Below are 13,046 nucleotides of genomic sequence, written 5' to 3' on the forward strand. Positions count from 1 at the left end.
TATCAATAAGATAATGTTTGTAGATAGTGTGTATTCATAATTCATTTCTTGAAATTATTCATTCTAAAAAGATAAAAGGGATTCAAAGTTATTGCTAGATCCTCAACAGCCCATCCATCAGATTAAAAGGCTGCTCTGATATCTTTCTCAAATTTAAATTATAGGTAAAATATTAAGGTGAAAAACGGTTTTTGCTTTTTAGTTCTGTTGTTTTAAATGAGATATGAACTTTAAAAAGAAACCGTTTGGCCTTAGTGTATTGGAAGCGGAATCAACTTAAAAAAAACTAAAAAATCAATTATTCATTTAATTAAAATTCTAGTAGCCATGAAAAAAAAAGAAAAGAAAAAAAAGAAAAAAGATAAGGAAAAACTAAAGAAGCCAGGCAGAGATATCAGTGATATTATTGACGAGTTAGCTTATGCGGATGAGAGCGAAAATATCCGGAAAATCAGAAAGTTTTTAGATGATATGTACATTCTGTCTCAGGAATAATTAAACATCTGAAAGTTGCTTGAAAATTAAAATTTTTAATAAATAATAGAGAAGAAAAGAATGAATTTGGATAGTATAAAAGCCCTGTTAATCGGAACTGCAATAGCATTTTCAGGAGGGGTACTAAGGGTACTGGTCTCCATACAAAATAAAGAGAAAAAACAGCCATGGGAACATTTTATCACATTGGTAATCGTAGTAATCGTAGGCTTTACGATGAGCTATTTAATGAACAGAGCCGAATTGCATGACAAATGGTATTCAACAGGGGTACTGTTTGTATTGGGGTACGGTTATGATAAATTCCTGAAGATGATCACTAATAATCTGCCTAACTGGATTGATAAAGCAGTGAACCTTCTTATTGAAAACCGATATGGTGCCAGCAATACAGACAGATCATCTGATGAGGAAGAAGAAAAGAAAGATGATATGAAATAATAAAAAGATTCTGACCGTAATGACAGAATCAATCACTCCCAAGGAGATATTATCCGGAAAAGAGTGTATTAAAACTTAAAAAACCTGAAAATTCAAAAACAAGAGAAGAAACCAGGAAATGGTTCAGTGTTGCCTGTTTCTCAAAGTCAAATACCATTTCTATTTACTTAAATTCTTAAAGAATCTACCTCACCCGGTATGATTTTTCCAACCCGGCAGGCACCCTATCAGGCACAATATTTTAGTTGTGCCTATAGGTCTTTTAAAACAATATGAAATTAAAAAACTAAGTCAATGAAAGCAGCAAAACCTGTAGAAAAAGACAATAAGGCCCATAAAAACCAGAGCAAAAAGCAGAAGCCGAAGGATCCGGTAGTTGTACCTCAGTCTGAGGTGCAAGTGGCAAATGTACAGACACAGAAGTCTGGAGAATCATCCTTTAAAACGGGATCAGCAAGTCCTAGTGGTAATGTAGTCAGTCTCACTGGTAATATTCCGATGGTTCATGGTTCACAAACCATTTATGATCAGGGCTCGGAAATAATGTATAAAAAGCATCAGGAAAGTTTAGCAAAAACCGGTGATGCCAACCATCCGGAAACCAGGGATATGGAAAAAGGCTATGTATTTACCTTGAATACCAGCCAGGTACAAGATTATCATGATATTAAACCTGAAACTTATCAGCCGGAGAGCATACAGAAACAAACCACTGAAAGTAAAGATGAAAATCAAAATTTTGTGCCCGAATTTATACCCCAGGCCGGTGGTAATGAAAGAGTAACCCAAAAAGGTGACGTATATACCTTACACTTCGATACTTACAAAACAGATGAGTATAATCGTAGTATAGATACTAACTATAAGCTGGATCGTTATGCGGAAAGAATGATTTTTGGACAAGAAGTTAATCATTCCTGGACACCTAAATATGAAGATGCATATGTAAAAACACTCGTAAGTTCAGGAGGAAGTGCAGATTACAGAAAATCTGACTACAAAGGAGTAGTAGGAGGTGAGGGTACGGGAAATGGTAAAAAATTGAGCAAAGAAGTAGATGAAGGTAATATTCTTAAATCTAATCAAGGAAAAACACCTGAAGAATTGAAAAACGAACTGGCCAAACTACCTAATGAAATAAAAAAGCTCATCAAGTTAGAAAAAGGTAACCTTAAGCTAGCAGATTATCAACGCTTATTGGTGATTGCCGAAAAACTGAAAAAATTGTCACCAGAAGATATCGTACTATTCCAACTTCTTACACTAAAAGCTACAGATAATATAGAATTGTTTGAAAAAGCCGTAGATCTCTTTTGGGCAAAAAAAGAAGAACTGAAAACATTAAGCGAACAGATGAAGGCAGCGAACGTGCCTCAATCTATGCAGGAAGCTATAGAGGGTTCTTGGAATGGGTTTGATGATAACCAAATAGGCAATATATCTGAAAGTGACCAGTATGATTTAGCTAGAGAGCAGACCACAAAAGCGACGGCAGCGCAGCTGCGGTATATGAAAGACCATCCGGGAGAGGTTGCCAAAGACTTTGTCAAAGCGGCTACCTTGATGAATACACCCGAAACAGCAGAAGCTATAGAAAAAGACATAAAAGAGGCCGCTAATGGAGATGTGAATGCATGGCAACGATTATCCGCAGGTTTGGGAGCAGGTGCTAAAGTATCGGGTTGGTTGTTGGCAGCAGCATGTATAGTTGCTGTGATTGCTATGCTTACAGGTGTAGGTGAGGTGGCTGCCATTATAGCTACAATTATAGAAGTATTGTTGTATGCTACCATTACTTTGTCGGCATTAGAATCTGAAGCTCGTATAAAGGCGGCGTCACAGGCTAAAGACGCCAATACGTTTAAGGAAAATGTAAACCAGGCTGCTTCTGCGCGTACTAATTTTATAGTAGCTTTTGCCATGCTAGGTTTGGCAAAAGCAGCAGGTTTTATTGCAAAAACCTATTTCCCAAAAACATTAGCTAGAATAGGGGAAAGTGTGAAAAACTTTAGAGCTAAACTAAGAAAGATGATAGGTCTCGATAATTTTGCTGCAGTGAAGAACGGATTTTTGACAGAGCTGGAAAATAATAAACAAAGTTTAATACAAAGTGGGGAGCAGGCTAAACAAAATGCTGCACAAACTGCAAATGAGCTGGCCCAAATGGATATTCAAACTTTTATAGAAAGACTGGATAAAGAAGGTGATGATTTTTACGTGCAAGCAACTACTCAAAACGGGCAAATTACCAGTTGGAAAGCTATAAGTCAAACACCTGAAGGATTAAAAGGAATAGAAACCTATAAAGCAGGCCTACTGCAAGAGTTGCGTACAGAAATACCAGAGCATATAGATGCACTGATAGAAGAACAGGTACAGGCAGTAAGTAAAATGCAAGAAGGGGTAAAATTAGCGAAGGATACCGAGGCTTGTGATGCTGTGCTACAAGAATACGAGAAGTTTATCAGCAATGAAGAAGTGGGGAAAAGGGCGAATGAGAAGCAAATAGAAATTACCAAAAACTTATCTGAAAAAGCTCTGCGGGAGATTGATGATAATTTAAAGAAAAGTAATACATTTGAAGAAAAGCCTAAACAGGTTGATGAAAGAGTAGAATATTCTGAAGATATTAATGAAAAGACTCAGAAATATATTATAGCAAACGAAAAAGCAAAACAATTGATTGCAAATGCAGAATTAGAAAAAGAATTAGTCCAGGGTGATTTACTAAATTTGGCGAAAGAAACCGGAGGCAAAATGGAGGGGTTGGATTTTGCAATAAAAGGAGAGGAATCTTTAACTAGAAAAATTAATGATAGAACTCAGGATCGACATATAGAAAAGATTGGGATTGAAAAAGCTATAAATAAAGTTGCTTCAAAAATGAACGATGTCCTTAGATTTACTATTACATTCGAGCCAAAAGTATACGTAGAAAATTATTTTAAAATAGTCAAAGAACTTGAAATAAAAGGATATAAAAAAACAAAGGCATTTAATGCTTGGTTTCAAGGAGATGGCTCATATAAAGGATTAAATGTAACTTTTGAAACACCAACTGGGCAACAATTTGAGTTACAATTTCATACAAATGAAACTTTCCGGGTAAAATCTGAAACACACGATTTATATGAAGCTTCAAGAGCAGCAGATGCAACAGCAGAATTAAAAGCTATAAATAATGCTAAACAAGCAGAAGCATATAAAAATATCGAAACACCTAAAAATATAAATTTACTTAAAAATGAATAAAGAAAAAGAAATAATCAAAATAATTGATTTCATTTATGTTCATGATGATGAAGCCGGATTCAAAGAATTGCACAGAAGGGTAGTATATGATCAAATAGGAGAAATAGGAGAAACATATTATAATAAACAATGGCATGAATTTCCTCAAATAAATAGCTATTACCCAGACCCAACTCCTGGTGAGTTTATAGATGAGGTAAAGGCAAAAGAAATCATGAAAATAATAGACAAAGAAGAAAATTAAATTTTCATAAATGATTTGAGCCGCTTTAGAAATAAAGCGGTTTTTATATCTAAAAACCACTAGCAACAGAAAACAGTAGGTATTTGGGAGTTGAAAAATTAAATGATAATCAAGTATTATTATCAGAGTTAGATCCAACTGATTCAGAAAAAATGTTTGTATTTGATTACAGTATAAACTAAACAAAATTAGGTTATAATAAAGCTTGATATTCAGAAAAATAAGCTCAGATTTAATTATATAGCATCCAACATAAAAGAATAATCAATACTTTTGAATACATCAAATAATCAAAGTTAATAACTCATTAAAATATTGAATATGAAAAAAACACTATTCTTTTGTTCCCTGCTCTTCTGTCTTTCCGTAGGTGCCCAAACTATAGAATCCGGAAGCCACAGTACCACAGGATATATTAAAAGTGACGGAACCATAGAAAACAACAGCCATTCCACCGTGGGCTACATTAAAAGTGATGGGACTGTCGAAAATAAAAGCCGAAGCACTATTGGGTACATCAAAAGTGACGGAACTATCGAAAACAAGAGCCACTCTACAGTGGGCTATGTGAAAGAAGACGGGACTGTAGAAAACAGCAGTCATTCCACTATTGGTTACATCAAAGATGATGGAACGGTTGAAAACAGCAGCCACAGTACTATCGGGTATGCAAGAGGAGTTAAAAAAGAATGGGCGGCGGTAGTGTATTTCTTTTTTAAACTGGATTAATCATCAACGCTGCGAAAAGAAATTAGCATTAAGAATATAAGCTGAAAAAGGCTCGGATTTTTATAATCTGAGCCTTTTTTATTATAGATACAGACCAGGTTTTATTAAATAAAATACAGATCTGGTTATTTTACTTATTCAGAAAAGAAAGGCTACTGCAACTACAGAATAGACAGGTCAAAAAACTTTCACAGGAACAAAAAAAGTATGAATTTTGGGCAATGAAACGTAAGAAGTCATCATCCGGTTTCTTACAAGTAAACGTTACTGCAACTACAGCGTAACGAGGCTAAAATCCTTTTCCAGGGATAAAAAAGGATGAGTTCAGAACTTTAAAACATAACATAAATTATCATTGAAACCAAAGTGTAATTATGCCCGGAAGCATAACTTATAAAAAAGTATTATGGAGGAAAATAAACTAACAACCAGAGACCAGTTAAAAATCTATTTTGAAACAGGGAAATATCCTACAGAAAGCCAGTTTGCGGATTTAATAGATTCTTTAAGGCTTAGAGAAGATGTCTTTACCAAAAGAGAACTAGCCATTTTTGCCAATAATTTAGCAGCTATTGACAACATATACGTTAATTTTTTAGCAAATAATGTCGGAAATCTAAAATTTTCAATAGTGGTAAGCACGAATGATGAACCGGATCAGGTGATCTCATCTACTGATTTCAGAAGCTTTTTAGATAAACGTTATATTATAGGCAGCGCACCTTATACTATAAAAGTAAAAGAAATCTTAGAAGGTGATTTGGGAGAAACGGAATATTATAATCTGGCTTACCAATTAAATCAGACTTATACCATTTACAGATTATTCGGAAATAATCTGAATGCAGTTTCTGCTGGTTTTGACTTTGGAGAGGTAGAAAGTATCGGCTTACCCATACAAATCACAAAAGGAGCCTATGGAAGAAAAATAAACATTTTAAACACTAATGTTAAGTTCGTTAATAAAACGGAAGTACCTATCCAATATAGAATAGAAGCCGTTGGATGGGGCGATCAATATAGAGCTGAAGATACCGTTACTGATCATTATGATCTGGGAGATTATTTGACCTTCTTTTATAAGGCAGACCTTACAAAAATCAATCAACACATAAAGTGTGAAGTTTATAATGCCGAAAATGATACCCTTTTGACGACAGGTTATTTATCAGCAGGACAAAACCAGAATTCTGTGAATGGCGGCCAGATCAATGAGGTCAGAAATGTAAGAATCGAATGCAGCTATTATGAGAATGTAAAATAATGAGCTCCGGACAGAGCATGCGTAGAAATGAAAACCAGAGAACAATAAAGTAATATGGAAGAAAATAAATTAACCCCAAGAGAAGAATTAAAAACCTATTTTAAAACCGGTAAATATCCCACACAAAATCAATTTTCTGATTTAATAGATTCTTTGAGGCATAAAGAAGATGGTCTTACTAATAAGGAAATAGTAACTCTTGCCAATAGGTTAGGAGCTATTGAAAACGGATTCATCGGCTATGTAAATTATGCTGCTGCAGATGAAGAGTTTCCGATTGTAATAAGTTCACAGGATGAAGAAGATCTGGTAATTGATGCGGGTAAAGGTAATAACACTGAAGGAGTAAAGCAATATTTCCTGGGTAGTGCACCTTATACTATTAAGGCAAAAAAATTCTCAGCAGAAAATTTAGGAGAAAATGAATATTATGTTTTGCGCTACGAAACAGATCCAACATATATGTTTTATAGTATGATGTCTCGATTGTTCGGGAATACCCTGCCTTCAATTCCTGATGGGTTTGACTTTGGTCCCCTGAAAGGTAAAAGATTTTATTTTGAAATAAGCAAGCGTAGTTATGGGCAAAAAATAAACATTGTAAACACAAATATTAAATTTGTTAATAAAACTGATGCCTTTATTGAATATATGATATATGGAGGAGGAAATCTTTGGGGGCATGAATATACAAGTGGAGATATTGTTACAGATCATTATGATATAGGGGATTTTCTGACCTTTTTTTATAGAGCAGACCTTCGGAAAATTGATAAGAATATCGAATGCAGGATCTATGATGAAGATACTGATCTGCTTTTAGCCACCGGTTACCTGGCTGCAAACCAAAATAATGTAAACATTCCAAATAACGGGAGTATCAATAAAACCAGAAATGTAAGAATCGAATGTGATTATGCCATCAATGAAAAATAATCAGATTGGAATATCTGAGCAGCAATCGATATTACAACACATTTTTATCCCTGCAATAATGATACTGGCATAATCAATTCCACCAGAATGGATCTGAGAATAAAGAAATGTAGATTTTGAAATCAGATAATAATCATTGGATTCTAGAAAATTAAGAGTTACTGCAACTACAGACAAGCGGGGGCAAAAAACTTTTATAAGAACAATAAAGTGATTAATTTTGAACTGTTATCACAATATAAATAATAATTGCTATTAGGTAACAAAACAAGCCTTATCCCGTCAATATAAAAGATATTTAGATCACAAGGCAGCAGAGAATTAATCCATTACATTCTCATGACTAAAATACAACCTCAATAGGATAAAATATTCTGTAACGGAAGCTTTTTTCCATTGGAATTTCATCCGCAAAGCGAAACGAGAGTTGTCATATCTATTTTTTTGAAGCAAATAATAAATTCTGTGAAAACGGAAGGCGGAAATGCATTGCAGAAAATGAAAAAATGTAAATCCATAGATTTTATATGTAATAGATTGTTTATGAGAAAGATGTGGATTGCTGCAACTACAGAATAGAGAGGGTGGAAAACTTTTATAAGAACAAAAAAAGAATCAATTTTGAACTTTGCATCACAACTGGTAATCAGCTCCGGAAAGCGGTTATAGTAATAACATAAGCCAATAAAGAAAACTAAAATATCATGGAAGAAAACAACATATTAACCCCAAGAGAGGAGCTGAAAACCTACTTTGAAACCGGGAAATATCCTACAGAAAGCCAGTTTGGCAGATTCATAGATAATTATCTCCATTTAAATGAGCTTAATTTCGGACTGGATGTAAAGGCATCAGCAGATTGGACAACGAAATATTATCATTTCTATAGAGCCGGGAATATTGAAAAATCAGGACGAGGGCACATCAATCTGGAAGCAGAATCCGGAAGCGAACCACAGGCTATAGATAATTATGTACATACTTTCAGCAGAAGTGTAAGTTATAAATATTTAAAGGTAAAATTATCAAACGAATTGGATATTGATAAATACAAACCTAAGATTATTATAAAACGTTACAAACAGAAAAAAAAGGTCAAAAATGGATTCAAAGATGCAGGTTTTTACAAGGAACAGCAATTAGATGCAATATCCCTGGGAAGAATGTCCGAATACCCTGTAACGTCTAAAGAAATGATTCTGGATATTAATCCTATTAATTATTTCAAACCTGGATCACAGTTCAATGAGTTTTATCCGTCAGGGACACTTACCAGACCTGGTTCATTCAGACATACGGTTCATCATAGAAAACCATTTTCTCTTATTCAGATGCTTTTGGAAATTGAGATAAATGGGAAAAAATATACATCGTATCCCGTTAATATAAAAATTATTTTGGGACGGGACTTTTACGATTTGGTTAATTACATTATTGATTAATCACAAACATACCTCAATCGGAGAGATACTCATTGGCAGGACACCTTTTAGCGTCTGAAATCCAGGAATTTTCTGATGTGTAAACATTAGAATCTCCTTCTGGAAGCAGTATGGCTGGTCTTCGGATCTATTATTCTCTTTCAGCCGCAGATTGATTCTTTAAACAGAAGGACTCCAATGAAGGAGCGACTTTCCGAAAGCAGCTGCTGTGTCAGCTGTGGAGAGACACTCGAATGTGAGCTACTTTCCGGTTGAGGTTTTCTTAGCAAACTACAAAATACAATGCACTCTCCTTGAGATGCTGCATGATATTTAAAAACACATAAAACATACAACACACCTCAATCGGAGAGATACTCATTGGCAGGACACCTTTTAGCGTCTGAAATCCAGGAATTTTCTGATGTGTAAATATTGGAATCTCCTTCTGGAAGCAGAATGATGGGCCTACGGATCTACTATTCTCTTTCAGCCGCAGATTGATTCTTTAAAAAGAAGGACTCCAATGATGGAGCAACTTTCCAATAACAGCTGCTTTGGCGGTTGTGGAGAGATACTCGAATGTGAGCTACTTTCCGGTTGAGGTTTTTGAAATCAACTACAAGATAAGTGAATGTGTCCTAAAGTGAGAAGGATGCAATACACCGGATCTTAAAAAGATAAAAACCAATGGAGTCAGAACAATTACAAAAATTATTTACTCATTTAGAAAAGGTTATTACATGGCGTATAAACAATCCTTCAGAGGATTTTAATGTAGGAGCCCCTGAATTTAATACTAATAACCATGAGAATTTTCAATTAGGAGATTATATTTCAGGGAAGGAGCTTGCCCATCAGGAAGTTGTGATTCTTTTAATGGCTTTATTACCAAGATTGGACCCATCATTGCTGAAACGCATTTATCTGGAGTTTCCAGGTAGTGAGCTGTTTGACTTTTGTTCAACCAATGATAACGGCAGGCTCTTTTATCCTACTATTCAGGCTGCCCAATACGTTTTGGGAGGAGATAGTATCTCAGAACGATTAAAAGCACTCGATTATTTCGGCCCGGATTCGGTTTTGAGTAAAGAAGAACTCATTGTTTTTTCAGGTTCAGCCCATGAACATGCATCAATGAACAGCCAGATAAGTGTTCATGAAGAAGCTTTTAACAAAATCATATTTGGCTCGGAATTATTGCCGAAAATGAGCAATGACTTTCCGGCAGAACAAATACTCACACGTCGATCATGGACAGATTTAATACTTCCTCAAACTACGTTACAGGAACTTAAAAGTATTGAAGCCTGGTACAATAGCAGCCGGATTCTGATGGAAGACTGGAACATGCAGACAAAACTTAAACCAGGGTTCAGAGTGTTGTTTCATGGAGAACCGGGAACAGGAAAAACTCTTGCCGCCAGTCTCTTAGGAAAATACACCCAACGTCCTGTTTTCAGAGTAGATGTTTCTATGCTGGTCTCAAAGTACATTGGAGAAACAGAAAAGCAATTAGCTAAACTGTTCAACAAAGCAGAAAATAAAAACTGGATTTTATTTTTTGATGAAGCGGATGCTATTTTCGGAAAAAGAACCTCTGTAAAAGATTCCCATGACAAATATGCCAATCAGGAAGTTTCTTATTTGCTGCAACGCATAGAAACATTTTCAGGGCTTATTATTCTGGCATCCAACTTTAAAAATAATATGGATAAAGCCTTTACGCGACGCTTTCATAGCTGCATACAATTCAATAATCCAAAGCATGAGGAGCGTCTGCGTATCTGGCAGCAAAATTTACCTGAACAATTACAGCTTGAAGATATTGATTTGGAACAAATTGCCCAACGATATGAATTGACCGGTTCTAATATTATGAATATCATACAGGATGTAAGTTTAAAAACAATTGCATTAAAAGAACCTGGTTACAAAGTAAGTGCAGACATGTTGCTGGATAGCATCAAAAAAGAATACGTAAAAGAAGATAAAATCTTTATGTAAAAATTTGAATTTCAACTGGATTTCCCGGAACTGAAGAATTCAGGATAAGCCTGTTCAATTTTTAAAAACTAAAACCAATGAAAACAAAGATTCTGCTATTGCTCATATTGAGCAGTCTCATGTTAGGCTGTCGAAGCAAACACAAAATTACAACTACATACAAAGAGAATACAAAGGAAACAGAAAAAGTGAAAGTTGATTCTTCAAGCTTTCAAAGCTCACAATCAACTCAAAGTATTTCAGATAATGTATTGCTGAAGGAAGAGAGAAATGAAATATCCGGAGATCTATTGATTAAGGGAAAATCTGATGCATCTAATCCCTTTGTTTTCCATAATGTGGTGGAAGGTGATACCATTCAGCGTATTTCCATCGTGGGAAATGCAGAATATTCCATCAGCAGCTATTATGCAAAGGTTAATCGTGAAAAATCTGATGTTAAAAAAGAAGAAATTACCCATGCTATTCAGGATGTAACTCAGAAAACGAGTTCAAAAGAAACAATCAGAGAGGTAGCTTCAAAAGTCTCTGAAGAAACAAAGAAAATTCAATCAGATGGATTTGAAATCCTGGCCTGGATTTTCATTACGATCCTTGGAATTACTTTAATACTCATCTTTTTCACCTATAAATATTTTAAGCTATGAAAACATCACAAAAGGGAATCAACCTGATTGTATCATTTGAAGGCTTCAGTTCAAAGCCCTATCTGGATTCTGCAGGAATTCCGACAATAGGGTATGGTAACACTTACTATCCGGGAGGAAAGAAAGTAACCATGAAAGACCCTGCAATCAGCAAAGAGAAAGGAATAGAGCTATTTTCATCTGTTTTACCAACTTATGAAAAAATCGTTAACAGTAAAATTAAATTGATGCTTACTCAAAATCAATTTGATGCTCTTGTATCGCATACTTACAATACCGGAGGATCAGATGGACTGTTTTCTTTGATTAATAAAAAAGCAGATGAGCAGGCAATCAGAAATTGGTTTACCACGAAGTACATTACCGCAGGTGGAAAAACTTTAAACGGACTCATCCGCAGAAGAAAGGCTGAAGCTGATCTGTTCTTTTCCAAATAACAATTCCCATCTGATAGTGGGGACTTTAAATCATCTATTATCATTGGATATAAATCTTCAAAGCCAGGTGTGACCTTCCTTTCCTGCTTCAAACTGCTCATACAGTTCAAATTTTACGCAAAAATGTTATAGTATCATTGTAATATTTTGAGATCGCAAAAGTGGAATCAGCTTCATTGATTCTTTCTAAGTGAATGCATTGCCATATAGCTTCATCTGCAAGTATATGGCCTTCTTCGCTCCTTTACAATATCACGCCATAGAAATAATCTGTAAGCCTTTCCCAATTATCAATTTTATTAAAACTAATTATCAATTATCAAATGAGTACACCATTACATACAATTTTCAGTTGGTTTGAAACTGGAGATTTTCCAACAGAAACCCAGTTTAAAGACACGTTTTTATCTTTTTATCACAAAGATGACTTAATTCCCATGGAAGGTATTGAAGGGTTTGAAGAAATTTTTCAATTATTTGCCAGTGCAGAAGCATTTCAAAAACACTTAACAGATCCAGCGGCTCATTCGGAATATCTGGCTCAGCTGAATGCCGGTAATCTGACGCCAGCTCATGTTGACAACTGGAAAAATAAACTTGGAATTAAAAATGTTGCTACGGTTGACAGTTCTGAGCAATCAGGCAATGTATACACTAAGATACAGGTAGATGGCTTTGTTGATGAATTGAAAGATGCAGATAAAAACCTGGCATCTGATATAGAAAATATTAAAAGGATACTGCTATCTAATGATCTTTCTTTGGATGAACTTCAGGAAATAATTGATTTCATTAAAGAAAGCCGTGACGATATTGAAGCTTTAAAAGCTGTTTCAGGGCAGACAAGTGAAGATAAAGTAAAACTGTTACTTGACTACGATTGGCTAAGCAGCCCGAAAAACCAACAGGAATTTAATAGGCAAATCTATGATAAGGTCTTGCTGCTCTCACAGACAGCTACAAGTGCAGTAGTGCAGATTACCGGAAGTGCTGTAATTCCCAATACCCTTGAAACGGAAAATGTGATCATTCAAGCCAGGGACAGTGTTACAGGTAAAAAAATAAATATTGACGATTACGCAACCAACCAAACCATCGAGATTAAGATGTTAGGAGACCTCGCTAATCCAATTAACATTCTCATTTTAAAAGTTAAACCATAAAAAAATAAAG

At 35.0% G+C, this 13,046-nt stretch carries 12 protein-coding genes; all 12 read left to right on the forward strand.

Annotation, left to right across the window (positions count from 1 at the left end; all coding sequences use genetic code 11):
• Positions 1-327: 327 nt before the first annotated feature.
• The 12 genes from SFA27_RS07950 to SFA27_RS08005 all read left to right on the forward strand — a co-directional run bounded on the left by SFA27_RS07950 (position 328) and on the right by SFA27_RS08005 (position 13,036).
• Complete coding sequence (locus SFA27_RS07950; protein ID WP_156118455.1) at positions 328-495, forward strand: hypothetical protein; 168 nt, start codon at positions 328-330, stop codon at positions 493-495.
• 60 nt (positions 496-555) lie between these two features.
• Complete coding sequence (locus SFA27_RS07955; RefSeq protein WP_047378127.1) at positions 556-936, forward strand: hypothetical protein; 381 nt, start codon at positions 556-558, stop codon at positions 934-936.
• 294 nt (positions 937-1,230) lie between these two features.
• Positions 1,231-4,188 carry a hypothetical protein gene (locus SFA27_RS07960; protein ID WP_407297499.1) on the forward strand — a complete coding sequence of 986 codons (2,958 nt, stop codon included), beginning with the start codon at positions 1,231-1,233 and terminating at the stop codon, positions 4,186-4,188.
• A complete protein-coding gene (locus SFA27_RS07965) occupies positions 4,181-4,432 on the forward strand; it encodes a hypothetical protein (protein WP_407297501.1) in 252 nt (83 codons plus the stop codon). The genes SFA27_RS07960 and SFA27_RS07965 overlap by 8 nt, the downstream gene beginning before the upstream one ends.
• 321 nt (positions 4,433-4,753) lie before the next feature.
• Complete coding sequence (locus SFA27_RS07970) at positions 4,754-5,161, forward strand: 5-fold beta-flower protein (RefSeq protein ID WP_407297503.1); 408 nt, start codon at positions 4,754-4,756, stop codon at positions 5,159-5,161.
• Positions 5,162-5,567: 406 nt separating this feature from the next.
• A complete protein-coding gene (locus SFA27_RS07975; protein WP_047378123.1) occupies positions 5,568-6,425 on the forward strand; it encodes a hypothetical protein in 858 nt (285 codons plus the stop codon).
• A 54-nt stretch (positions 6,426-6,479) separates the two neighbouring features.
• Positions 6,480-7,361, forward strand: a complete 882-nt coding sequence (locus SFA27_RS07980) for a hypothetical protein (RefSeq protein WP_407297506.1) — start codon at positions 6,480-6,482, stop codon at positions 7,359-7,361.
• A gap of 704 nt (positions 7,362-8,065) precedes the next feature.
• Positions 8,066-8,803, forward strand: coding sequence for a hypothetical protein (locus tag SFA27_RS07985; RefSeq protein WP_407297508.1), 738 nt, complete (start codon positions 8,066-8,068; stop codon positions 8,801-8,803).
• A 669-nt stretch (positions 8,804-9,472) separates the two neighbouring features.
• Positions 9,473-10,789 carry an ATP-binding protein gene (locus tag SFA27_RS07990; protein WP_407297510.1) on the forward strand — a complete coding sequence of 439 codons (1,317 nt, stop codon included), beginning with the start codon at positions 9,473-9,475 and terminating at the stop codon, positions 10,787-10,789.
• 119 nt (positions 10,790-10,908) lie between these two features.
• Positions 10,909-11,436 (forward strand): hypothetical protein, encoded by a 528-nt coding sequence (locus tag SFA27_RS07995; protein ID WP_407297512.1) that lies wholly within the window; start codon positions 10,909-10,911, stop codon positions 11,434-11,436.
• Positions 11,433-11,873, forward strand: a complete 441-nt coding sequence (locus SFA27_RS08000) for a lysozyme (protein ID WP_264517519.1) — start codon at positions 11,433-11,435, stop codon at positions 11,871-11,873. The genes SFA27_RS07995 and SFA27_RS08000 overlap by 4 nt, the downstream gene beginning before the upstream one ends.
• 323 nt (positions 11,874-12,196) lie before the next feature.
• On the forward strand, positions 12,197-13,036 hold the full coding sequence (locus SFA27_RS08005) for a hypothetical protein (protein WP_407297514.1): 840 nt from the start codon (positions 12,197-12,199) through the stop codon (positions 13,034-13,036).
• Positions 13,037-13,046 lie beyond the last annotated feature (10 nt).

The sequence above is a fragment of the Chryseobacterium sp. HR92 genome, assembly GCF_045689405.1.
Classification (GTDB): Bacteria; Bacteroidota; Bacteroidia; order Flavobacteriales; family Weeksellaceae; genus Chryseobacterium; species Chryseobacterium viscerum_A.

Excerpts from the sequence above, each read along its gene's own strand:
- SFA27_RS07950 (WP_156118455.1), top strand. The coding sequence starts at position 328 with ATGAAAAAAAAAGAAAAGAAAAAAAAGAAAAAAGATAAGGAAAAACTA.
- SFA27_RS07955 (WP_047378127.1), top strand. The coding sequence starts at position 556 with ATGAATTTGGATAGTATAAAAGCCCTGTTAATCGGAACTGCAATAGCA.
- SFA27_RS07960 (WP_407297499.1), top strand. The coding sequence starts at position 1,231 with ATGAAAGCAGCAAAACCTGTAGAAAAAGACAATAAGGCCCATAAAAAC.
- SFA27_RS07965 (WP_407297501.1), top strand. The coding sequence starts at position 4,181 with ATGAATAAAGAAAAAGAAATAATCAAAATAATTGATTTCATTTATGTT.
- SFA27_RS07970 (WP_407297503.1), top strand. The coding sequence starts at position 4,754 with ATGAAAAAAACACTATTCTTTTGTTCCCTGCTCTTCTGTCTTTCCGTA.
- SFA27_RS07975 (WP_047378123.1), top strand. The coding sequence starts at position 5,568 with ATGGAGGAAAATAAACTAACAACCAGAGACCAGTTAAAAATCTATTTT.
- SFA27_RS07980 (WP_407297506.1), top strand. The coding sequence starts at position 6,480 with ATGGAAGAAAATAAATTAACCCCAAGAGAAGAATTAAAAACCTATTTT.
- SFA27_RS07985 (WP_407297508.1), top strand. The coding sequence starts at position 8,066 with ATGGAAGAAAACAACATATTAACCCCAAGAGAGGAGCTGAAAACCTAC.
- SFA27_RS07990 (WP_407297510.1), top strand. The coding sequence starts at position 9,473 with ATGGAGTCAGAACAATTACAAAAATTATTTACTCATTTAGAAAAGGTT.
- SFA27_RS07995 (WP_407297512.1), top strand. The coding sequence starts at position 10,909 with ATGTTAGGCTGTCGAAGCAAACACAAAATTACAACTACATACAAAGAG.
- SFA27_RS08000 (WP_264517519.1), top strand. The coding sequence starts at position 11,433 with ATGAAAACATCACAAAAGGGAATCAACCTGATTGTATCATTTGAAGGC.
- SFA27_RS08005 (WP_407297514.1), top strand. The coding sequence starts at position 12,197 with ATGAGTACACCATTACATACAATTTTCAGTTGGTTTGAAACTGGAGAT.